The organism is Acinetobacter sp. CIP 51.11 (assembly GCF_000369665.1).
Classification (GTDB): domain Bacteria; phylum Pseudomonadota; class Gammaproteobacteria; order Pseudomonadales; family Moraxellaceae; genus Acinetobacter; species Acinetobacter lwoffii_S.
Genome location: NZ_KB850129.1, coordinates 460,570 through 482,977, shown reverse-complemented (window position 1 = coordinate 482,977; position 22,408 = coordinate 460,570). Strand labels below are relative to the sequence as shown.

Annotated in this window: 20 protein-coding genes and 1 pseudogene; 14 read left to right on the top strand and 7 right to left on the bottom strand. The window is 43.5% G+C overall.

All coding sequences use genetic code 11. The annotated features are described in order from the left end of the window. Positions 1-67 precede the first annotated feature (67 nt). Positions 68-469 carry a DUF3144 domain-containing protein gene (locus tag F894_RS06060; protein ID WP_004280011.1) on the bottom strand — a complete coding sequence of 134 codons (402 nt, stop codon included), beginning with the start codon at positions 467-469 and terminating at the stop codon, positions 68-70. A gap of 111 nt (positions 470-580) precedes the next feature. Between F894_RS06060 and F894_RS06055 the strand changes: the two genes are divergently transcribed. After that, complete coding sequence (locus F894_RS06055; protein ID WP_004280010.1) at positions 581-1,213, top strand: hypothetical protein; 633 nt, start codon at positions 581-583, stop codon at positions 1,211-1,213. A 22-nt stretch (positions 1,214-1,235) separates the two neighbouring features. On the opposite strand, the gene F894_RS06050 is transcribed toward F894_RS06055, so the two are convergent. Both F894_RS06050 and F894_RS06045 read right to left on the bottom strand, forming a co-directional pair. Beyond that, entirely contained in the window at positions 1,236-2,690 is a 1,455-nt protein-coding gene (locus tag F894_RS06050) for a CYTH and CHAD domain-containing protein (RefSeq protein ID WP_005246722.1), read from the bottom strand. A gap of 154 nt (positions 2,691-2,844) precedes the next feature. Then, positions 2,845-4,302 (bottom strand): CYTH domain-containing protein, encoded by a 1,458-nt coding sequence (locus tag F894_RS06045; RefSeq protein ID WP_005246721.1) that lies wholly within the window; start codon positions 4,300-4,302, stop codon positions 2,845-2,847. 329 nt (positions 4,303-4,631) lie between these two features. Between F894_RS06045 and F894_RS06040 the strand changes: the two genes are divergently transcribed. From F894_RS06040 to F894_RS06000, 9 genes and pseudogenes are all read left to right on the top strand, one after another. Further along, a complete protein-coding gene (locus tag F894_RS06040) occupies positions 4,632-5,015 on the top strand; it encodes an Mpo1-like protein (RefSeq protein ID WP_005104473.1) in 384 nt (127 codons plus the stop codon). Positions 5,016-5,796: 781 nt separating this feature from the next. Then, positions 5,797-6,417: a thiamine phosphate synthase gene (gene thiE, locus F894_RS06035; RefSeq protein ID WP_005246719.1), complete on the top strand. Its 621-nt coding sequence runs from the start codon at positions 5,797-5,799 to the stop codon at positions 6,415-6,417. Positions 6,418-6,455: 38 nt separating this feature from the next. Then, positions 6,456-7,757: a glutamate-1-semialdehyde 2,1-aminomutase gene (gene hemL / locus F894_RS06030; RefSeq protein WP_005246718.1), complete on the top strand. Its 1,302-nt coding sequence runs from the start codon at positions 6,456-6,458 to the stop codon at positions 7,755-7,757. Between the two features lie 127 nt (positions 7,758-7,884). Continuing rightward, positions 7,885-8,124, top strand: a pseudogene (locus F894_RS06025) (GlcG/HbpS family heme-binding protein); the annotation flags it as partial. Positions 8,125-8,247: 123 nt separating this feature from the next. Then, positions 8,248-8,955 carry a phosphopantetheine-binding protein gene (locus F894_RS06020; protein WP_034438185.1) on the top strand — a complete coding sequence of 236 codons (708 nt, stop codon included), beginning with the start codon at positions 8,248-8,250 and terminating at the stop codon, positions 8,953-8,955. Between the two features lie 133 nt (positions 8,956-9,088). Beyond that, positions 9,089-9,733, top strand: coding sequence for an RluA family pseudouridine synthase (locus F894_RS06015; protein WP_034438183.1), 645 nt, complete (start codon positions 9,089-9,091; stop codon positions 9,731-9,733). Between the two features lie 143 nt (positions 9,734-9,876). Then, complete coding sequence (gene rapA, locus F894_RS06010; RefSeq protein WP_034438179.1) at positions 9,877-12,714, top strand: RNA polymerase-associated protein RapA; 2,838 nt, start codon at positions 9,877-9,879, stop codon at positions 12,712-12,714. A 145-nt stretch (positions 12,715-12,859) separates the two neighbouring features. After that, positions 12,860-13,126, top strand: coding sequence for a PAAR domain-containing protein (locus F894_RS06005; protein ID WP_005246714.1), 267 nt, complete (start codon positions 12,860-12,862; stop codon positions 13,124-13,126). 135 nt (positions 13,127-13,261) lie between these two features. Then, positions 13,262-14,062: an alpha/beta fold hydrolase gene (locus tag F894_RS06000; protein ID WP_005246713.1), complete on the top strand. Its 801-nt coding sequence runs from the start codon at positions 13,262-13,264 to the stop codon at positions 14,060-14,062. A 63-nt stretch (positions 14,063-14,125) separates the two neighbouring features. Here the strand turns inward: F894_RS06000 and fabR are convergent, their stop codons facing one another. Further along, a complete protein-coding gene (gene fabR, locus F894_RS05995; protein WP_004729898.1) occupies positions 14,126-14,806 on the bottom strand; it encodes an HTH-type transcriptional repressor FabR in 681 nt (226 codons plus the stop codon). Positions 14,807-14,958: 152 nt separating this feature from the next. Here fabR and F894_RS05990 point away from each other — a divergent pair, with 152 nt between their 5' ends. Further along, entirely contained in the window at positions 14,959-16,023 is a 1,065-nt protein-coding gene (locus F894_RS05990; RefSeq protein ID WP_005246712.1) for a flavin reductase family protein, read from the top strand. Positions 16,024-16,037: 14 nt separating this feature from the next. Next, entirely contained in the window at positions 16,038-17,132 is a 1,095-nt protein-coding gene (locus tag F894_RS05985; RefSeq protein WP_004279989.1) for a fatty acid desaturase family protein, read from the top strand. A 193-nt stretch (positions 17,133-17,325) separates the two neighbouring features. Here the strand turns inward: F894_RS05985 and F894_RS05980 are convergent, their stop codons facing one another. Together F894_RS05980 and F894_RS05975 are read right to left on the bottom strand one after the other, a co-directional pair. Next, positions 17,326-17,979, bottom strand: a complete 654-nt coding sequence (locus F894_RS05980) for an HAD-IB family hydrolase (protein ID WP_004729896.1) — start codon at positions 17,977-17,979, stop codon at positions 17,326-17,328. After that, complete coding sequence (locus F894_RS05975) at positions 17,946-19,154, bottom strand: DUF1615 family protein (protein ID WP_004646653.1); 1,209 nt, start codon at positions 19,152-19,154, stop codon at positions 17,946-17,948. Before F894_RS05975 ends, F894_RS05980 begins: the two co-directional genes overlap by 34 nt. Before the next feature lie 80 nt (positions 19,155-19,234). On the opposite strand from F894_RS05975, the gene dusB reads away from it, so the two are divergent. Both dusB and F894_RS05965 read left to right on the top strand, forming a co-directional pair. Next, entirely contained in the window at positions 19,235-20,260 is a 1,026-nt protein-coding gene (gene dusB / locus F894_RS05970) for a tRNA dihydrouridine synthase DusB (protein WP_004646654.1), read from the top strand. Between the two features lie 249 nt (positions 20,261-20,509). Further along, positions 20,510-21,187 (top strand): hypothetical protein, encoded by a 678-nt coding sequence (locus tag F894_RS05965; RefSeq protein ID WP_005246710.1) that lies wholly within the window; start codon positions 20,510-20,512, stop codon positions 21,185-21,187. Between the two features lie 55 nt (positions 21,188-21,242). Here F894_RS05965 and F894_RS05960 read toward each other — a convergent pair whose 3' ends face one another. Further along, on the bottom strand, positions 21,243-22,286 hold the full coding sequence (locus tag F894_RS05960) for an NAD(P)H-dependent flavin oxidoreductase (protein WP_005246708.1): 1,044 nt from the start codon (positions 22,284-22,286) through the stop codon (positions 21,243-21,245). Between the last annotated feature and the right edge of the window lie 122 nt (positions 22,287-22,408).

The following is a 22,408-nucleotide window of genomic DNA, read 5'->3' as shown; positions in this document are numbered from 1 at the left end:
CACTTTAAAGTCAATATGATAAATGACAGCAAATAAAAAAAGCCCCGCGGGGCTTTTCGTATTTTAATCAATGATCATGCTTGTGATCATGGTTATGCTTGTTGGCATGAAACTCTTCATTGTGACGGAAACGTAAATAGTTTTCGAACTGTTCACAGTATTCATCATAGTTATCTTCCAGCATCATTTGAAATTGCTGCAAGATATAAGACATGACCTGATCTTTGGCATCGCGCATTTCATTCCCATCTTTAAAGTTATTCGCTGCCACCCAGGTATTGAAACGGGCAGTACCAAATAACATCGCCGCACTGACTTGACCGCGCTTATCGCTCGGTTTTTCCTGTGAACCTTTTTCTACGCGACAAAACTCGTTGGCTTGTTGAATAAATTCATCAGCACGTTCAAAGAATGCCGCATTTAACGCTTCTTCTTCGGTTACATCGGTTGCTTCAATCTTTTGAACCATGAATTTGTTCCTAACACTAAAATCTCAATCGTTAATTATAGGCAAAGCCTTGCAGAAACTAAACCTTTGCCTTAATCTAAAAAATAGCCTAAGCATATAAAAGTGAATGCCATGCAGGATGCGATTGCAGTACAAAGCCTAAAAAGTGATATTGCCTTATTGCGCCAGAATATTTGGCCACCGGCAAATCTAGCCAATGTTGAAGGCTTGCCGATTTATTATGGCAGCCAGTCACAGGTAGATGAATACTATAGCCAGTGGCTCGGGCTGATTGAAAGGGCACAGGATCTGTTTCAGCCTTTTATGGAAGATGAAATCTTGGATGCGATCCATCTGCCGAGTCATTTAAACTTGCCGCTGTTTTATTTTCATGTTGACCGGATTCGCATTAATAAAACCCGCGCCAAGGAATCCAAAACTTTTCGTGGGGTCGCCAGCCTGATCGAAAAATGCGGCCAGTTCGAACCCGAGCAGATTGCAGCCATGCGGCAGTGGCTAGACAGTGACGACACCGCAGCATTGGTGGCACATCGTGAGTTTGTGGATTTACGCACTTATGTATTTCAGCATGGCCAGAGCGAATATACGCGCACCCGTTTTTATGTGAATGGGATTGTGCTGAGTGTTGAGCCACATTTTGAACTGGTCGATGCACGCGATAAGCCACGCAAGCAACGCAGCGACAGTTATAACGATCCTCTGGCAGACAATAATACCTGGAAAGTATTCGGCAAATATCGCTAGCACAGTTTGACCAAGCCCGGTCTTACCAGAAGGGCTTGGTATTTTCTGCAAACTGCTGTAAACGCTCTGCTGCTTCGTTCGACAAACGCTGCTGTTCCGCACTTATCCAGCCTAGCACAAACCAGGCCTTGGCCTGTTGTTTGACATAAGGTCTAAATAATTCGTCTGCTACAAATAGGTCATTATAATGCCCGAGACTTTCCTGCAAGGGTTTTAAGGCTTTTAGATAGGCTTTAACCTCTTTTTCAGGAAATAAGCTTTGCAAGAATTCTACGTTATAGCGTAAGCGTTTGACCCGTTTGCGTGTGCGATGCCGGGATTCAATATCCAGTTCTTGATAGTTCTCGGCATCCTGACAGATTTGCTGATGCAGCTTGCTCAGGCCTTTACACAAAATTTTATGCGAAGACTTGGCTTTACCCTCTGTATTTTCTTGGCTAAAGCTGAATAGTTGCAGCATTAATTCTACTGTGGCAGGACTTCTGAACAGCGCACTGATATCTGGTTGTTTTTGTCGGTGTGGTGGTAATTTCAGTAAGGGTGAACCTGCTTTTTCCAGTTGTGGAATCAGGCTTTCTGCCAGGGCATCGCGATCTCGGGTGGAACCCAGTTGCTGAAAAATATCCCGCAGCTGTTCCGGCCATTCTGGCTGTACATGTTCAGTCACGGACTGGGAAATTTTAAAAGCACTGCGCAAACGTCGAATCGCAACACGTGCCTGATGCACATGATCACTATTATAATTTTCGGCAGCAATCGCCGTCGCATTTGGGAAAAGATGAGCCAGACAGTTGGCGACAATCTTTTGCAAAATCGTACTGATCTGATCTTTCTGCTCAAGCACTAAGGGAAGCTGATGCTGAACCGGTAGACTCTCTTCACCATGTAATAAGGCAAAACCGCGTTCCGATTTGCTCCGTGTATCCAGCCACAAAGCATAACGCTGAACCCAGGGCTGAATGAAATCAATCAATTCACTCAGCTGGCCGGATTTAAGCTCAAATTCGACCTCATAAATATCGATGGCTTGATCATTGTGCCGAATTTCTCCAACATCAAAAGCAATCTCAATCTGGCTGTCCAGATGACTTTCTGTGAGTACATACCGTACGACATCTGTTTCAAATTGCAGAATAAGTGGTGTCTCCAGATCACCGATCGCCTGTTTCAGAATTTTTTTTGCCGGTTTATGTTTGCGATATAACTGAAAATCACAATGTTCCGGAGGACTTTTTAATTCATGCTCAAGTTCAAAACGTTCAAATTGTTGTTCGGTCGCTGCTTTCAGGGTTTGAATCCATTGCTGGTCTTCCAGACGTTGCCGCAGGGCAATCTGATGTTGTTGTAATTGCTGTGCTTCAGTATCAAAATAGCGTGCACACAGACGATGCCGAGTCGGCTGAAGTTTCTGAATGTCCTGTTCAAATTGCACACGAGACTGTGGCGGAATCTGGAATTTGAGTTCTATTTCTGCCATCGGGTCATTCCTCCGCGATGTTGGTTTTATAGATTAATATAGCCCAAAGATCGGCAGGGGTGTGATGTGCTTCTGCAACAAAAAAGCACGCCAGAGAAGGCGTGCTTTGAGTTTTTCTTGTGATATTTATTTCAATATTTTTATTTCAATATGTTTATTTCAGGAATTTACGACTGACCAAGAACTGTTCGGTCGCTTCAAGCAGTTTCTGCGCATAGACTTCCTGCTTGGCGGTCAGCCAGCCCAGCACAAACCAGTCACTTGCTTCCAGCTCGGTCTGCTGAATATAAACTGCAGAAGAGGCCAAAGTTTGATATTCACTGGCTGCCAGTTGAGCATCGTTCAGCGCTTTGCTGTATTTCTGCAAATTTTTGACATCATAGATCGTGGTTAAAATCGGAAAGCTGAATTTGAGCTCCTGAATCCGGCCCGACAATTGATCCAGACTTTCAAAATCAGTGATATCGGTCTGGTTCATTTGTTCCTGCAAAGCTTTATATTGCTGTTGCAAGGTAGTTTGAGCAGCAGTTTTCAAGTCCAGCGAGGCATGCTCATTTTCATTTAAACTGAACATCAGTAATTCCAGATAATGATGCACATTCTGGGTAGATTTGACCAGATTACTGAGTTTCTCCTGCGCATACAGAATATCTTTGCTCAGGTTTTCTGCCGTGGTGGGATTTTGCAGGAAGCCGGCCAAGCTGTTTTGCATATGTTGTAAATGTTGCAAATGTTCAAATTGCTGCTTAAAGGCCGCCAGTTGATGTGCCCATTTGTCCGAAAGCTGTGGATGCCAGTCTTTGAAGAGCAGCAAGGTCAGATATAAGTGATCCAGTGCCAGTCGTGCCTGATCAATATGTTCCTGCTCTGCAACCTGAGCTGCAATCGCCGCGATATTCGGCAATAAATGCTGCATCTGCTGTGCAATCAGACTGTACATGGTTTTACTGGCGCTGTCTTTTTTGCTGATCTGAAATTCTTTGCTAAGGGTCGCAGGACTGACGCGCTGTGAAGTGGCCAATAGATTGCCTATTTCAGCCTTGCTGCGTACATCGAGCCAGAGCTGGTATTTCTTGACCCATTCAAAACTAAACGCCAGTAGATGTTGAATTGAACCATTTTTAAGCTCGAACTCGACTTCATGTACTTCTTGCTCGGCATCATGTGTGCGGATATGCCCAATATCCAGGCTGACTTCGATCTGGGTATCTTCATAGTCAATCACCCTTAACGTACGGGAAATATCGGTTTCAAACTGGAGTTGGAGCTGGTCGAACTGATTGCCGAGCGCATTGCTGAGAATTGCCCCGGCTTCTGGAAATTTTTTATAAATATCTAAATCCAGTTCAGGAGATGCGGTTAATTTCCCTAGATCATGATTATGTTCAAAGCGTTCGATATGGCTTTTTCCGGCCGCTTTTAGTGTTTGCACCCAACGTGTACCTTCCAGACGCTGACGCAGTGCCACCTCATGCCGGGCCAGTTGACGGTCGGTAGTATCATAATATTTGGCTTGAAGCTGGATCTGTTGAGACTTTTTCGGATCAAGTGCCTTGAGCAGCGCAGTGCGTCGTGCCACAGGAATTTGGAACTTGAGTTCAACTTCAACCATGATGATCATCCTATCTGTTCAGTGCAATTAAGTACTGAATCTTCACTTGAATAAGGTTTTAAAATGAGGCGGACAGCAGCCGCAATTATATTTTTAGATTTGTGCGCAGCAGATTGTAACCAAAATCAAAATGCATGTAAGACTTGACTGAGCATAAAAAGCTTAAACAGAAGTTTGAAACTTAGATTTCATCGGTTCATTTTAGGATAAAACGATCGGATTCAGGCCTTCACGGGGATGTGCAAGATGCATTGAAGCGCGCATCAAAAGGCTGTTATTTGGCTAAAATATACGCTAAGGTAAAACAAAAAACGTCAGGATGATGACAGATGAATGTACAAGTACAACCAGAAAGTAAGAATGAGGTGATGGTTCAGCCCCAGATGCCGATTAAGAACTATCATGAATTTTATCGCTTCTATTTGACTGAGCATCGGCATATTATTAGCCGCCGTCTGCACGTGGCCGGCAGTAGCATCGGTTTATACTGTTTTGCCAAAGCCATTCGTCAAGGCAAGCCGCGATATTTTGCATATGGTTTACTCTCGGGCTATGCCTGTGCCTGGGTCGGTCATTTTATCTTTGAGCGCAATAAACCAGCCAGCTTCAAACAGCCTGTATATAGCTTTATCTCGGACTGGCGCATGTTTGCCGATGTCCTGCGTGGTAATATCAGTCTGATCGACCTTAAATACGATAAAATTTCCAGTTAAGCCAGAATGACTTTTATCGGAATGTGCCCACTTAAAGCATGAAATTGCGATAAAAGCCTTGCAAGTCTAGAATTATTATTCTAATAATTATGGTATTGCAGATTAGGTTTTTTGATCAACCATTATATTTTAATTAATACATCAGTTTTCCAAGCCTGGAGCGACCTTCTCCGGGCTTTTTTTATGCCTGTTTGCTACCAATAAATGTTCAAGATTTTGCTCATGCTATTGTGTAAATATTCATAGAAGAATTCATGTGGATTTGTGCTGAAAGTAAAAGATCCTTTCTGGCTTTGAAACGTCTCCCCACAAACGAATGACTCAAAACCAGAAAGGATCGGGTATTACCAACACAGGTATTTATTTTTCTGTTTATTTTCTGTGTCTAAGGCTATTTAAGACGCTTCGTGCCGATTGGGCTATCCCTGAAAATGGGTATTTTTAATATTAATTAATTTGAGTACGCTTGAGCCAGGCGAAAAAAAGACAAAAAAAATCGCTCTTAGAATTTTGCAACTTCTCCACCAAGTTATCTGCAAAATCCTAAAAGCGTTTGTCGGAGGGCGTAAGCATTAACACGTTATAATTATTGTTATAAGGCAATTAAAACGCAGATTTGAAAGCCCGTATATCCCTGAAAATGGTGATATTTAAGATTTAATTGATAAATTGCGCTAAAAACCTGCAAATCTGTTGCTGCTTGGTCTCAGAAACAGCAGGACTGCGGCAATTAAACCGAGTTATGCCTATAATAGAGCCATCCTAGCAAGTGGCGAGCAAGATGCGCGGTTTATATTTAATTACCAATGATGATCCATTAGAGCTTTTATTGGCGAAGTTGGAAGGTGCAATGGCCAATGGTGGTGTTGCGGTCTTGCAATATCGCCGTAAAAAAGTGGCGAAAGAAGATCAAATTTACGAAATCGAGTATATGAAAGCCATGTGTGCTGAATATGCTGTACCTTTCGTGATTAATGATGATCTGGAAATGGCGGTTAAATACAGCGTGGGTGTGCATTTAGGCCAGGATGATGGTTCGATTGTCGACGCTGTTGCGCGTTTGCCTAAAGGCGTGTTGATTGGCCGTAGCTGTAATAACTCACTTGAGCTGGCTGAACAGGCCATTGCCGATGGTGCGAATTATGTGGCATTTGGAGCAATTTATGCTACTGATAGTAAACCTGAAGCGGGTAATATTGGTCTTGAAACCTTAAAACTGGCCAAAGAGAAATTGAATGTACCTTTATGTGCCATTGGTGGTTTAACGGTTGAAAATTCCAAGGATGTCATTGAGTCAGGTGCGGATTATTGCGCGGTGATTAGTGATATATTGGGACTCCCTATGAATGCCATTCCTGAACGTTTAGATGAATGGTCTGCGCTTTTTCAAGCTACAGCATAAAATTTTTTGATTGATTTAATTTTGAGTCGAGTGCCTTCATGAGCTTATCTCCAAAGCAAGAACAATTGTTCAAACAAGCTAATAAACATATTCCGGGTGGCGTTAATTCACCTGTACGCGCATTTAATGGTGTCGGTGGGACGCCGGTCTTTATCGAAAAAGCCCAAGGTGCGTATCTGTATGATGTCGATGGTAAGCGTTATGTGGACTATGTAGGTTCATGGGGGCCGATGATTCTGGGCCATGCACATCCGGCGATTATTAAAGCCGTTCAGGATGCTGCGGTCGATGGTTTGAGTTTTGGTGCGCCCACAGTTCATGAAACCACGCTTGCAGATATTATTTGCGAGATCATGCCATCGATTGAACTAGTGCGTATGACCAACTCGGGTACAGAAGCGACCATGACCGCGATTCGTTTAGCACGTGGTTATACTGGCCGTGACAAGATTGTAAAATTTGAAGGCTGTTATCATGGTCACTCAGATTCATTATTGGTAAAAGCCGGTTCAGGTTTATTGACCAGTGGAGAAGGGGAAGCGACGTCTGCAGGCGTGCCAGCAGATTTTGCTAAACATACGCTGACACTTCCATATAACGACATCGCGACTTTAAAAGAATGCTTTGCCAAATTCGGTTCAGAAATTGCCGGCGTGATTGTTGAGCCAGTCGCAGGCAACATGAACTTGGTGAAACCAATTGACGGTTTCCTGCAAGCGATTCGTGATGTTTGTGATGAGCATGGTTCAGTGTTTATTATTGATGAAGTGATGACAGGTTTTCGTGTTGGACTGGGTGGCGCGCAAGCACATTACGGCGTAACTCCGGATTTAACCACATTGGGTAAAATCATCGGTGCAGGCCTGCCAGTGGGTGCATTCGGTGGGAAACGTGAAGTGATGGAATGTATTGCACCATTGGGTAAGGTATACCAAGCAGGTACATTGTCAGGTAATCCGCTGGCAATGCGTGCCGGAATTGAGATGTTTAAACATCTACGTGCTGAAGGTTTCTATGAGAAATTGTCTGCGCAACTTGAGAAACTGCTGGTTGGCTTGCAAGCTGCTGCGGATGAAGCCGGTATTCCGTTTAAGACGCAACAAGTCGGTGGTATGTTTGGTCTTTACTTTACCGATCAGGAAGATATCACCAGTTTTGACTCTATGCTGAAATGTGATGTCGATGCGTTCCGTAAATTCTTCCATGGCATGTTAAATCGTGGCGTAAACCTTGCACCATCTGCTTTTGAAGCCGGCTTTATTTCAGCTGCGCATAGTGATGAAGATATTGCTTACACGATTCGAGCGGCTAAAGAAACTTTTGCTGAGATGAAAGGATAATTCGACCTCTCCCTGACCCTCTCCTAAAAGGAGAGGGAATATAAGCCCGAGTGATCGGGCTTATTTCATTCTTTGGATTAGACATCATAAGATTTGAAATTGATAAATTAAAGGATGAGATAGATCAATGAAAACCAAACATTATTTGACTTTAAGCGATGCGGAATTTTTATTAGATCAAGCCCATCAATATGCCATTCAGAACAGTTTTAATGTCAGTATTGCTGTGGTGGATGAAACGGGTCATTTGCTTGCGATGAAGCGTATGGATGGTGCAGCACCGATGACTGCAAATCTGGCCGTCGAAAAAGCCAAATGTTCTGCAATGAGTCGCCGTCCATCCAAGTTGTTTGAAGATATTATTAAAAGTTTAGAGGGGCTGGTTGTCCATTATTTTGTCTAGGATCAGTGTAGAGGTTAGAACTTACCATTTTTCTAGATCTACGCTAGCATAGGTAGATATTCGCATAGATTAGAAAAATCCTCTCCCATGCTTTACCCCATGCCCAAAAAAATCCAACTTGCCCTATCTCAAGCCAAATGGCAATTGTCATCCTCTAAATCCGTTTTGGTTTTAGTCGGATTGCAAAACTTGCGTATGCAGCAGGGGATACAAGACAGTTCACTGATGGCAAATTTGATCCAAGTAACCAATAAAGCCAAAGCACTGGATATTCCCATTGTTGATCTATATGGCGATGACTTGATGCAAGGCATGCAGCAATTGGGAGAATATGCCTCAACGCATCCGCAACTCATTTTTGCCGGTCAGGTCACGCCAATGCTGAAACAGATTTTGCCGCATCTGATGAGTGTGACGGATCAAATCGGTGTGGTCGATGACGCCATTTTATTGGTGAATCAAGATCAGCATATTCAATGGATTGAAAATATTTCGGCACAGGGGATACATCACTTAAATACCTATAGCCTGACTCGCTTATGGGATTTAAGCGCGCCGTCAGAATATGTATTGTCCACCAAAGGCATTATGTTGGCTGTCGCAGAACAGCTGGATATGGATGCTCTGGAAATTGATCCCTATGTCGATTTAAAAAATTATGGTCTGGATTCGGTAGCGATGGTGAGTCTGGTCGGTATATGGCGTGCGCATGGCGCGAATGTAGTTTATGAAGATGTGCTACAGCATCCGTCTTTGCATGAATTGGCAGGCTTCATTTTACAATCCTCAGGTTGATGCGCTGCGATTGAGCATTTTTATGCGCTAAATCGGAAATTTCATCGTCATTTACATAAATGCGCATTGTAATTCTTGGCTAAGCTTTCTATCATTGCCGCCTTGTTTTTCGCGATCAGCCTGGGATTGAACTTTGAGTAATTTTCTAACCGAACATCTGATACATCGTGATGACGATTTCATGGTCATCCACAAACCTGCAGGTTTACTCACAGTTCCCGGTAAAACAGAAGACTTACAAGATTGCCTGATCAACCGTCTGATCAAACTCGAACCCAAAACTTTACTGATTCATCGACTGGATCGCGATACTTCCGGCATTTTGGCCTTTGGTCTGACTAAATGGGGACAAAAAACCATTTCCCGCCAGTTTCAGGAACGCCAGACCGATAAAACCTATCAGGCTGTGGTTGCCGGTACACTCGAAGGTGAAGGCACTATTGAAGTGCCAGTGGTGTATGATCCAAGCCGTCCGCCTTTACATATCGCAGATCCCACACATCATAAGCCGGCCATCACGCATTGGCAGGCGATTGAACATTTTAATATTCAGGGACAGCCTGTGACCCGGGTGAAACTGATCCCAATTACCGGCCGTTCACATCAGTTGCGGGTGCATATGCAATATCTCGGACATCCGATTATTGGCGATACCTTATATGCGACATCCGAACAGCAACAGCTCAGCTCGCGTTTATGTTTACACGCGGAACGTTTGAGTTTTTATCATCCTCAAACAGAGCAGTTAGTCGAATTTTATTGTCCGGCGCCGTTCTAGGAAATACTTCTTTAATCGGCGTGAATTATGCTCACTTTTTAGTGGGCTTTATGTCAAAATACATTGCTTGAAGGTGTGGAATTTTGCTCCAATGACGTTTCGTGATTGAGCCTAATATTCATAATCTTGTACTTAAGATAAAGGTGGAAAAATTGCAGCAATTTGCTATTGGTCAACGTTGGTTATCAGATACTGAAACAGAACTCGGTTTAGGCGTTCTTATTGATGTTGATGAGCGGTCGGTCAGCATTTTATTCCCGAAAAGCGATGAAACCCGCGTCTATGCACGCAGCAATGCACCCTTATCTCGTATCGTATTTAATGTGAAAGATGAATTACAGGATCAGGAAGGGACCAAGTGGATTGTAGAATCCGTTGAAGACCGCAATGGCGTGGTACGTTATCACGTCGTTCGTACCTTGGAAGATGGAACTGAAGAACGTAAATCGCTGAATGAAACCCGTATTGGTGCAACCATCCAATTGTCTAAGCCTTTAGACCGTTTATTGGCCAGTCAGGTTGATTATAAAGAATGGTATGACCTGCGTATTGAAGCGCTGCTGATGCAGGCCAATATGCAAAGCAGTCCACTGCGTGGCCTGGTGGGTTCACGTGTAGGCCTGATTCCACATCAATTGTATATTGCTCATGAAGTCGGTCAGCGTTTTGCACCGCGTGTGTTACTGGCGGATGAAGTAGGTCTGGGCAAAACCATCGAAGCTGGTCTGATTATCCATCAACAGCTGAAAACCGGCCGTTCTGAACGTATTCTGATTTTAGTACCGGATTCGCTGCAATATCAGTGGATGATTGAGATGCGCCGTCGTTTCAATCTTGAGTTCTCGCTGTTTGACTTGACCCGTACTGCATCGATCAAAGAACATGATCCTGAACAAAACCCATTCCTGACCGAACAAAAAATTATTGCCTCTGTCGATTTGATGGTCGACCATGAAGATTTGCGTGAACAGGCACTAGAAGCCGGTTTCGACTTGCTGGTGGTCGATGAAGCACATCATTTGATGTGGAGTGAAGAAGATGGCGGTAATGACCGTTATGATCTGGTCGAAGAACTGGCTGAACATACGCCGGGCGTGTTGTTATTGACGGCGACACCTGAACAGCTCGGTGTGGAAAGTCACTTTGCACGCCTACGTTTGCTTGATCCGCAACGTTTTAACTCGCTGGATCGTTTCCTCGATGAAGAAGCGCAATATCAGCATACGGCTAAAATTGCAGAAGTGCTGATGTCAGATCTGCCGCTAGAAGCTGAGCATTTCACTGCGATTGAAGCCTTGTTAGGACATCCGATTGAAGATCATCCTGAACAGCGTTTCCGTGCGATTCACGAACTTTTAGACCGTCATGGTACAGGCCGTATTCTGTTCCGCAATACGCGTGAAGCAATTCAGGGCTTCCCGGGACGTGACTGTCAGCCCGCACCATTACCGGCACCAGAACACTGGTCTAAAGACGGCAAATTACGTGAGCAAATGTGGCCTGAAGAAGCTCAGCTAGACGGCTCGTGGATGGAAGCCGATCCACGCGTGATGTGGCTGATGGAGCGTTTGCGTACCGATTTAAAACACAAGAAAGTCTTACTGATTGCGCGTAGCGGGCCAGTGGTTGAAGCGCTGGAAAATGTACTGCGTCTACATGCCGGTATCCGTACTGCGATGTTCCATGAAGGCATGAGCTTACTTGAGCGTGACCAGGCTGCGGCGTATTTTGCTGAAGATTCGTATGGCGCACAGATTCTGCTTTGTTCGGAAATCGGTTCTGAAGGTCGTAACTTCCAGTTTGCCTCTGACCTGATTCTGTTCGATTTACCTGCGAACCCGGATGTGCTGGAACAACGTATTGGTCGTCTGGATCGTATCGGTCAGGAAAACCGTATTCAGATTCATGTGCCTTATCTGGTGGGAACTGCACAAGAACGTATGTTCCGCTGGTATAACGAAGCGCTGAATATCTTCAGCAATATTTCTCCAACTGCACAAACCTTGCAAGAAAACTTTATTGTTCGCTTGAAAGACTGTCTATTGGCAGACAAAGGTCAAGAGTTTGAAGACCTGCTGGAAGAAGTCAGCGTGCAACGTGAAGCGCTGGAAGCTGAATTGCAGGAAGGTCGAGACCGTTTGCTTGAGTACAACTCTTGCCGTCCGGTGGTGGCACAGGAAATTGTCAACGCGCTTGAAGACTATGATGACAATACCACTTTGCCGATTTTCATGAAGCGCTTTATGGCGTCTACGAATATCGACTTTGACGAGCAAAGTAACGGTACCGTGATCATCAAGCCAACCGATCAAATGCAGGTTCAAGGTTTGACGCTGGATGAAGAAGGGATTACAGCGACTTTCTATCGTGATCAGGCACAAATCCGCGAAGATGCGCAATACCTGACACTGGAACATCCATTCACTGAAAGTGTGATGGAAATGATCAATACGCAAGGCTTTGGTAGCACTAACGTTGCGGTACTAAAATCTGCAGCACTGCCACAGGGTTCGGTATTACTTGAAGTATGGTTCAAGGTCGATGTGGTGGCTCCGAAAGCATTGAACTTGCCGTCTAGCTTGCCGCAACAGTTGATCCGTGTCTTGCTTAGTGAAAAAGGTCAGGATCTATCACAAAAGATTGCACCAGAAATCCTGAAACCGTACCTGCATCATTTGGATGGCAATAGCTGTCGTCAGGTGGTGAAAGCACGTCGTGATGTGATTGAAGCGCGTTATCAGCAGGCACTTGAACTGGCACGCAGTGCTTTGCCGGGCTTCAAGCAGCAAGCCAAAGAAGTCTATGGCAATAAATGGCAATATGAAATTGATCGCCTGACCTATCTGAAACAGTTCAACCCAAGTATCCGTGAAGATGAAATTGCACGTTTACAGAAATTGCAGAAAGAAGGTTTAAGCTTACTGGATGGTCTATCGGTAACACCGGAAGCGATTCAGGTGATGGTTGTCGTTAAGCCTTAAGCTTTAAATCATTAAAAAATGCAGCTTTCGGGCTGCTTTTTTTATGGGCAAAATCCGGGTTTATTATTTTTTTGGTCGGAGAATGCTGGCCTGTTATTTTACTCCTGTTTAAAATCAGCCTACTGAATAATAAGAATGAAAAATCATGTCAAAAGCATTGATTACCCTTGGCACAAAGACCAGTCATGGCGGCATGGTGACTGAATGTGAACCCTCTTTTTTGATCAATAGTATCGCCGTACATTTAAATGGCATGAAGCATTATTGTCCCAAATGCCAGACCATGGTCACCGCAATTGCTAGCGACTTATCAATTACAGTCAAAGGAAAAGCGGTAGTCATTGCGGGGGATAAGGCCAGTTGCGGTGCGACTTTTTTACCGATGCAACATTTGACTGTATCGCAGAAATAGACTTTAAATTCTGAAGGAATACAGAGAAATGACTTTGAGGTCATGCTTTGAGCATTTTTGCGCTGCCGAATAAATCTTTAAAGCGGTAAGCTCATTCTACGATTTCAGGATGAATACGCACTGCGTTTAAAAATAATGAAGCAAGCCTTACATTTTACCCATGCCAATGGTATCCCTTCGGCAACTTATCGGAAGTTTCTGGACTGTTTTCAGCAAGACTATGAGGTCAAAGCGATTCCCTTTATCGGCATGAACCCACAATATCCAATTACGCGAGACTGGCGTTATCTGGTCGATGAAGTCATTGCAGATATCGAGCAGCAGTTTCCTCAGCAGCAAGTGATTGGCTTAGGACATTCTTTTGGTGGTCTGGTGACCCTGATGGCGGCGTATCGACGTCCCGAACTGTTTTCCAAGCTGATCATTATGGATCCACCATTTGTGATTGGAAAAAACAGCGCCATGTTTGAACTGATCAAAAAGCTGAATCTAAAAAGTGTCGATCGTTATACACCCGCAGGAATTACGCTAAAACGCAAAGATCATTGGTCATCGAAACAGGTCGCGATTGAAGCTTTGCGATCTAACCGTCTATTTAAAAATTTCGATGAGCAATGTTTTGCTGATTATATTGAGAGCGGTATTCGGCTAGAACCTGAACGCGGTGGGGTGACGTTAACCATTCCTAAACAGGTAGAAGCGGAAATCTTCCGGACTGTGCCAGCTTGGTGGTGGAGAACACCACGCCGACCGCCTGAAGTGCCAATTCATCTGATGACTGCTGAGCAGAGCCAGTTTTATCAGCAGGGTTTGCCACAAGGTATGCAGAAGATTTATCGGATTAATTATTCTGTGGTTGAGGGCGGGCATATGTTCCCGCTTGAGTATCCGGAGGCCACTGCAAAGGCGGTCAAAGCCCAACTTGTACTTTTGTAATTATCATAAAAAAAGAGACGTTGATTGCGTCTCTTTTTATACTACTTCATGCAAATCGGAAAATTAACGTAGCTGAGAATCTTCCAGATGACGTGCACCTTCCAGAATCATCCGGATCATGATCATGGTCTGTTCGGCAATTTCTTTGCGGTCTTCGGCAGGCATATCAATCACATTGGCGCCCATGTTGAAGACCAGTTGGGTAATGGCTTTGGCGGCAATATCCGGATGAAATAACTTCTTGTTGTTTAGGCGTTCTAGACGAATCAAATCATCCTGAAGTTCTTGCTGAAAATAATTTAACTGGCGTTCTACCGCCTGTTTATAAGACTTGGAGCCAGTATAGCCTTCACGTAATAACAGGCTCAGATTGCCTTCATCGGCATCCAGCTGGGCAATAAAGACTTCTACAGAACTGCGGATAATGCTGTTCTGGCGAGAAGCTTGCAGACGTGCTTCATGCAAAATCTGACGCAATACAATCCCGGCACGATCAATCAGCTCAATGGCCAGTTCATCAATGTCTTTAAAATGACGATAGAAGCTGTTCGGTGCAATACCGGCTTCACGCGCGACTTCACGCAGACTTAAAGAGGAAATACTTTTTTGTGGCCCAATCAGATTCAACGCAGCCTGAAACAGTTCTTCCTTGGTAATGGTGGCCTTGCGACCGACACTCCGTACGATAATCGGCTCATCAATGCTTTTCGATTGTAATAAAGATGCGTCACTGCTTATTTTCATTGAAGGCTCGTTCATCAATAGGTTCATGCATGAATCATTTTATTATAACCGAGCCAGTCAAGCTTGTGAAATGATTAGAAACAATACAGTTGTATATACAAATATATATACATGTGTATAATAATTAAAAACCCAAGGTGATGTCGCAAACGATGCATGTACTCCAAAAACTTAAAATGCCATTGAATGCACTGTCTGATAGTGTAGTTGATCAGCATGCAATTAATTTCTGGATTCAGAAACTCAATCCTGTATGGTCGTTGAATCAGCCATTAGGCAAGATCGTGCATATAGAAAATGCAGCACAGGATATGCTGAGTCTGAAAATTCAAGTGAATCGCTTATTTAAGTTTGGTGAAGCAGGGCAGCATCATCCGGTCTATGTGGTGGTAAACGGCATCCGTTATGAACGTAGCTATAGTTTGACCCGTGTAGATGCGCAACATGTTTTATTGACCGTGAAAAAAGTCAATGCCGGTAAAGTCAGTACCTGGTTTGCAGAACAGGCACAAGTGGGTGATGTGATCGAATTTGGTCAGCCTTATGGTGATATGACCTTGCCTGTGCAGACGAGTCCATTGATCTTGCTTGCAGCAGGGAGTGGTATTACCCCAATGCTCAGTATGCTGGAAAGCTTGAGCAAAAAAGGTGAACTATCTGCACCGGTTACTCTCTGGTACTGGGTTAAAAAAGATCAGGATGCCGCATTTAAAGCACGGTTTGAAGAACTTGCTCAAAAACATGCAAATTTCTCATTTCATGTGTATGCCACTCAAGAACAGCCAGCTGCTGCACGTCTTGATGAAACCTATCTGACCGATCTGCAAAATCTGGAAAATAGCATCGTATATTGCTGTGGCCCTTCAGGTTTTGTATCTAAAGCAGAACAGCTTTTTGCTCAGGCAAAACAGTTTAAAGGTGAAGCATTTAGCATGAGCTTGGCGGATCAATCGGATACCGGCTTTATTAATGTCACCCTGACCCAGTCGAAAAAAATGGTCAGCATTCCAAAAGGCCAGTCCATTCTGGTGAGCCTGGAACAGCAAAATATTAAACCGACCCATGGTTGCCGTATGGGCATTTGTAATAAATGTGCCTGCAATAAAGTAGAAGGTTCGACCAAGAATTTGGTCAATGGTGCACAAAATACCGAACCCGGCAACCTGCTCAAAATTTGTATTAACTCAGCGCAGACTGACCTTGTCATCGACTTATAAGCGAGTTTTATCTTATGAATATGCCAGTAAAATTACAGTATTTTAAAAATCCTAAAAACCGTGAATTAACCCAGTTTGAACTTGATGAACTTGCACGTGAGCTCGATGCGATTAAGCAAGAAGTGCTAGATGATCTAGGTGAAAAAGATGCGAAATATATCCGTCGTGTCTATTCAACGATTCGTTATTCATCGATTGCCGGTCGTGCCTTGCTGTTTGCAGGCTGGTTCCCGCCAGCATGGTTGTTGGGGACAGGCCTGTTGGGCTTTGCCAAAATTATGGAAAATATGGAACTGGGTCATAATGTCATGCATGGTCAGTATGACTGGATGAATGATCCTAAACTCAATGGTCAGACCTATGAATGGGATATCGTAGGGACTTCAGACAACTGGCGTCAAACCCATAACTTCAAGCATCATACTTATACCAATATTAAAGGTATGGATGATGATATCGGTTATGGCCTATTACGCCTGTTCCCGGAACAGCGCTGGAAACCAGGATATTTATTGCAACCGATTTATGCAGTGCCATTCTGTTTATTGTTCCAGTGGGGCGTTGCGATTCAGAATCTTGAATTGGGTAAATACTTCAAAGGTCGCAAAAGCAAAGAGCAGACCAAAGAAGAATGGCGTCCAATGCAGAATAAAATCGGTAAGCAGCTGTTTAAAGATTATGTATTCTTTCCACTCATCGCAGGTCCTGCGGCTTTACCGGTTTTGACCGGCAATATGGTGGCCAATGGTCTGCGTAATATCTGGACATTCAGTATCATTTTCTGTGGTCACTTTACCAAAGATGTGGAAGTATTCCCGAAATCGGTACTGCAAAATGAAAGTCGTGGTCACTGGTATATGCGCCAGATTCGTGGTTCATCCAATCTGACTGGTTCTGAAGCGTTTCATATCTTGACGGGTCATTTAAGTCATCAGATTGAACATCATTTGTATCCTGATGTACCTGCACGTCGCTATCGTCAAATGGCACCGAAAGTTCAGGCTGTTTGTGAAAAATATGGTTTGAACTATAACAATGCCAGCTTGGTAAAACAGTACGGTAGTGTGATCAAACGTATTGTGAAATATGCATTTCCGTTTAAGAAATAATTTTTCTTAAAGCTAAAAAAACTACTTCAAATGAAGTGGTTTTTTTAGCTAGGAGGCGAATACTTCAGGAAGTAAAAATCCTGATTACGAAGCTATTTAAGATGATTTCAAGGCATAAAGTAAAAAAGTTAATCTGCCATTTATAGCGTTGTCTAAAGGTGTTTAGTAGGTTAACCCGATAGAATGGAAAGGACTAATATGGCATCGAATGAGCTGAAATATTAATTTTTGGAAGCTGTTGATCTTGACCCTCAAAATAGCTTTGCTGCGCCAGACTGAGCATTTCTATATCTTCCTTGCTATTCCCATAAGCATAAATTTCAGCATAATTATCCAGATTATATTTTTCTAGAATTCTAATTTTCTTTTGTGTGTTACTACAGTCAGGAGTTTGATAAAACCCTGTCAATTTCCCAGCTTTGATTTCAACTTCGCTACAGATTAAATCGATATTTAAATAACTGCACACCGGTTTAAGATACAAATCCAATGAGGCTGATACCAGCACGACTTCATGTCCTAATTGTTGATGCTGTTTAAGTTGTTCTAATAATTTCGGATTCAACTTGAATATTAGTTGTTGTGCATAATCCTGAGCTAATTGCAGAATTTCCTCTGCATCACTGTTTTTAAACATGCTGGCATACAATTTGGGTCGCATGCGGTGTGCCGGATAGAAATTTAAATAATAGGCCTGTATCCATGGCAAAATTTGCATGCCGCGTTTCACAATATGCCGTTTTCTTAAGGCATGGAAAATGAACCCGGTAAAGCTATCATGTAGATACAGGGTTCCATCAAAATCAAATAAGGCTAGAGTTTTAGATTTTTGATTTTGCGCATGCATGTTTGATATCGACCATCGACGCGGGTAGCAAACCAGTTAGTATTATAATCACGACTTAATTTTGGTCCGGAAATGACCACTTCAGGCATAATGGCATAGATAGGATCTTTACCCGTTTTTTCCTGATAAAGCTTGCTGACACCACGATAAGTCATCGTATCTTCAAAGTCTTTATCTTTTTCTTTCTTTAAATCAGCTCGGATTTGACGTTCAGTGATAATAAAATTATTTTTGGCAAAAACACTGATTAACTCACGCTCAGATTGACTCTTCTGCGAACGGATCGCGCCATCTTTAGTATAGAGCAATAAGTCGCCATCCAGATCAAGTTCGGCTTCAGTTAAATCATTTAACATGCTCTGAAAAGCGGCATTTCGACTGGAATACATGCCCGAGTTATAGTCCGCAAAACGATAAATTGGCTTGTCATAATCCGCCGGATACATCATCAGGCGATGAATCCCATAATACAGACCGCCATATTGACTGTAGAGATCGGTACGTAACTCTGCGATATTGCCGCCTTGGCGTTTATGTTCTTTCGCATAGCTGATATGTACCTGCATTGAACCCAAGGTGGTAATTGGATTCATTTTCTCGCCAATATTCTGGCCGACCAGTTTGGCAGCACCAGTCAGGGCGCTAACATGATAATGCTTTGACATATAATCAAATATTTCACGATATAATTCGTCGAGTTCACGTTCGGTTTTGACCCGGCGCATCTGGCTTAAGTAGTTGTCTTCAGGACTCGGATGGTTCTTGAGAACTTCCTGGAAATATCCTGCAACTGTGCCACCAATTGCTTGACCAAGCTTATCTTTGAATTTTTCATCAAGGCGACCTTGGACTTCCTTAACCGCCTTTTCACCCAAACCCGGAACAGTAGGATCTGCAACAAAGTTAGATTCCTGATCAACCACTGCCACAATCGTACAAACATTTTCCTTGGTCTGAGGAATGCCGAGCTGTTCGGTAATGTCATAAATATCTTGTGCCCAAGACTCACGTTGGTTGACACGGTTTGGAATAGCTTTGCGAATATGTTCAACTTCAAGTGTCGGTTCATCATCTTTTGACCACCATGAACCATTGCCACAACCGGCAAGACCCAGAGAAAGTACAAGTACAGACAATGACTTAAAAGAAAAACAAGAAGCGAAAGTTTTATTCATGGTGTCGTAAATTAATTGAAAAGATGAGCGAATAAGGCAGATGCAGTATACTATGCCCATCAAAAAAGTGATGAATTTATATGTATATTGGTCCATATCAACTGTCAAACAATTTGATTGTCGCTCCCATGGCAGGTGTGACCGATCGTCCGTTTAGAACCTTGTGCAAATACTTTGGTGCAGGCCATGCGGTCAGTGAAATGATGACATCTGACAAAACTTTGCGCATGAGTAAAAAGAGCTTATATCGTGCTAATTTTGATGGAGAGCTGGCACCTATTTCAGCGCAGATTGCTGGTTCAGATCCCCATGATCTGGCTGAAGCGGCACGTTATCAGGTGGCCAATGGTGCGCAAATTGTTGATATTAATATGGGCTGCCCAGCCAAAAAGGTCTGTAACCGACTCGCCGGTTCTGCTTTATTGCAGGATGAAGATCTAGTTGCGCGTATTCTGGATGCAGTTGTGGCTGCAGTTGATGTGCCAGTGACCTTAAAAACCCGTCTTGGTTATTTGAACGGCCAGGAAAATATTATACGGGTCGCCAAACGTGCTGAACAAGCCGGAATTGCGGCACTGGCTTTACATGGCCGTACCCGTGAAGATATGTACCTGAATACCGCGCGTTATTCTTTAATCAAAGACGTAAAGGAAATGTTGAAGATTCCCGTGATTGCTAACGGTGATATCGACAGTCCGGAAAAAGCCAAATATGTGCTGGATTATACTGGTGCAGACGCAATTATGATTGGTCGTGCAGCACAAGGTCGGCCCTGGATTTTTCGTGAAATTGCCCATTATTTGAAAACCGGTCAACATCTTGATGCACCGAGTATTACAGAAGTGAAAGATGTTCTATTGGGACATTTGACAGAATTATACGAGTTCTATGGCGAGTATTCCGGCTGCCGGATTTCCCGTAAACATATTGCCTGGTACACCAAAGGACTGCGTTCTAGTAATGAATTTCGTCAAAGCATGTATCAGGTAGAAAATACTGCTGACCAGTATCGGGTAGTAGAGGATTATTTTAATGCACTGCTAGAACATGGTTTAACCATGAATGATGTACAAGTCGAGCAGGTGAATTTACTGGAAACCAAGTAATGGCGGGCAAAATTCAGCGAATCAAGTAATATTTTTTGTGTGAAATCCCTACCTTTTTTATCTTGAGCAGGCTGATTTTTGCATTTTGTTTACACTTCAGCCTGTCTAATACATAGCAGCACAGTTTGTTCACTTAAACTGGACAGGACTTGGACATTGCTTACTCAAGCTTCCTCTATGATGAACCTATCCAGATATAAACCAGATGTGATCCATCTTGTTTATCGTCATCATTGAGGGAGATCTGTAATGACAAATACCAATCGTCCAGTCACAGAGTTTAGCCATAAAACGTCAACGGAATTGCCACAAGAACGCAGTGAAGGCCTGAATATCAATCCGACTGATACTAATGCACGTCCAGATTTGAATACACCCGTGAAAGATAATTCTCGTGTTCCAGACATGAATGAAGGTGAAGATAATCTGGCTGCGACCAGTGCCGGTACTTTGGGTGGAGCTGCGGTAGGCGCAGTTGCAGGTCTGGTAGGTGGCCCTCCAGGTGCAGTGGTGGGTGGTATTATCGGTGGTGTTGTTGGCGGTATTGCAGGTAATGACATTGCGACACCTGATCATGAGAAACAGGCAGATAATTACCAGCACCCAGAGAACTTTCCTGAGGCAGATAACTATCGACATCCAGATCATTTGAGAGCAGAAGATAATTACTGGAGAGATGAGTATCATAATCGCCCGTATTTCAATGAAACGCGTAGCACATATGGCGATCTAGATTATGATCGTGATTATCGCGGTGCTTACCGGGTCGGTTATGAAAATCGTCCGATGTATGAGCATGATACGGATTTTGACCGTGCCGAACCTGAACTGCGTACCAAGTGGGAACAGTTAAAAGGTGAGTCTCGCCTCAACTGGGAAGAAGCGAAATTTGCAGTTAAAGATGCCTGGCATCGTGTCACACGCTAATTCTAGATAAATTAAAAACCTCTCCATGTGGAGAGGTTTTTTTATGATTCAAGTATTAAAGATGCTTCATTTCCAGTATGAGCTGGTTAATCAGATCGGAAGCTTCCATTTCACGAATCTGTGCCACGTTCGAACCTGCCCAGAATGCACCATAACCTTGATCCCCATGTTTGGCAGCAGCAGCATGTAATTGCTTGGCCAGATCATAAGTATATGGATAAGCCGGAACATCCACCCGATCGGGTGTATCCACTTCAATATGCCAGTGGTTAATGATGCCGCGTGCAGGACGACCAGAAATACTGGCACTCACTTGAGTAAGTGGCTTGGAAAATAAGGCTTTACGATAAGCATCATTGGCATTGGAAGATTTACACTGCACAAATGCAGTCCCGAGTTGCACGGCATCTGCGCCGAAATCCATCATTTGGCGGGCTTGTTCACCCGTCATAATCCCGCCTGCCGCTACAATCGGCAAGGAAGAATGCTGTTTGATCAGCTTCACCAGATTGGAGGTTTTGACTGAAGCATCAAACTTGGTCGAGAAAATCCCGCGATGGCCACCAGCCTCAATACCCTGCGCAATAATGATATCAATTCCGGCTGCATCAATGGCTTTAGCTTCGGCAAAATTGGTGGCAGATACCATGGTCAGAATCCCTGCTTGTTTTAGGGCTTGAATCTGATGCGGATGTGGAATCCCAAAATGAAAGCTGACTGCTCGCGGTTTGGTTTCTAATACCAGATTTAGGAAGTCATCATTGTCTTTAAAACTCGGATAAATACACTCCAAATGATCCGGTGCCTGAGCGCCATATTCGGCAAATTTATCTTTAAACTGTGCAATCCATGCCTGCGCTACAGTTTCATCTATAGGCACACTCTCATGACAGAAAAAATTGACCTGAAAAGGGCAATCTGTCAGTTCTCGAGTTTTTAAAATCTGTTGTCGTGCAGTCTCGATACTGCTGGCCCCCAGACCCAGTGAGCCCAAGCCGCCCTGATTGGAAACTTCGGCAGCAAGCTCAGGTGTAGAGACACCTGCCATCGGTGCCAAGAAAATAGGATGTTTAATTCCGAGATTTTCTAATAAAGACATAGATTTGCTCCTTGTTATGCTTTTACTTTGCCCTTGAGCACAAAATTAAGCAACTCATATTGGTTATTTTATTTTGAAATACTGCAGCATGGGTTACGTGTTATTTACATTTCTTGCGACAC

Bases quoted from the DNA above. Each gene is read 5' to 3' on its own strand.
- F894_RS06045 (WP_005246721.1), bottom strand. From the start codon at position 4,302: ATGGTTGAAGTTGAACTCAAGTTCCAAATTCCTGTGGCACGACGCACT.
- F894_RS06020 (WP_034438185.1), top strand. From the start codon at position 8,248: ATGCTTTACCCCATGCCCAAAAAAATCCAACTTGCCCTATCTCAAGCC.
- F894_RS06055 (WP_004280010.1), top strand. From the start codon at position 581: ATGCAGGATGCGATTGCAGTACAAAGCCTAAAAAGTGATATTGCCTTA.
- fabR (WP_004729898.1), bottom strand. From the start codon at position 14,806: ATGAAAATAAGCAGTGACGCATCTTTATTACAATCGAAAAGCATTGAT.
- F894_RS06040 (WP_005104473.1), top strand. From the start codon at position 4,632: ATGAATGTACAAGTACAACCAGAAAGTAAGAATGAGGTGATGGTTCAG.
- F894_RS06005 (WP_005246714.1), top strand. From the start codon at position 12,860: ATGTCAAAAGCATTGATTACCCTTGGCACAAAGACCAGTCATGGCGGC.
- F894_RS06050 (WP_005246722.1), bottom strand. From the start codon at position 2,690: ATGGCAGAAATAGAACTCAAATTCCAGATTCCGCCACAGTCTCGTGTG.
- F894_RS05980 (WP_004729896.1), bottom strand. From the start codon at position 17,979: ATGCATGCGCAAAATCAAAAATCTAAAACTCTAGCCTTATTTGATTTT.
- F894_RS05960 (WP_005246708.1), bottom strand. From the start codon at position 22,286: ATGTCTTTATTAGAAAATCTCGGAATTAAACATCCTATTTTCTTGGCA.
- F894_RS05990 (WP_005246712.1), top strand. From the start codon at position 14,959: ATGCATGTACTCCAAAAACTTAAAATGCCATTGAATGCACTGTCTGAT.
- F894_RS06000 (WP_005246713.1), top strand. From the start codon at position 13,262: ATGAAGCAAGCCTTACATTTTACCCATGCCAATGGTATCCCTTCGGCA.
- F894_RS05965 (WP_005246710.1), top strand. From the start codon at position 20,510: ATGACAAATACCAATCGTCCAGTCACAGAGTTTAGCCATAAAACGTCA.
- dusB (WP_004646654.1), top strand. From the start codon at position 19,235: ATGTATATTGGTCCATATCAACTGTCAAACAATTTGATTGTCGCTCCC.
- hemL (WP_005246718.1), top strand. From the start codon at position 6,456: ATGAGCTTATCTCCAAAGCAAGAACAATTGTTCAAACAAGCTAATAAA.
- thiE (WP_005246719.1), top strand. From the start codon at position 5,797: ATGCGCGGTTTATATTTAATTACCAATGATGATCCATTAGAGCTTTTA.
- F894_RS06060 (WP_004280011.1), bottom strand. From the start codon at position 469: ATGGTTCAAAAGATTGAAGCAACCGATGTAACCGAAGAAGAAGCGTTA.
- F894_RS05985 (WP_004279989.1), top strand. From the start codon at position 16,038: ATGAATATGCCAGTAAAATTACAGTATTTTAAAAATCCTAAAAACCGT.
- F894_RS05975 (WP_004646653.1), bottom strand. From the start codon at position 19,154: ATGAATAAAACTTTCGCTTCTTGTTTTTCTTTTAAGTCATTGTCTGTA.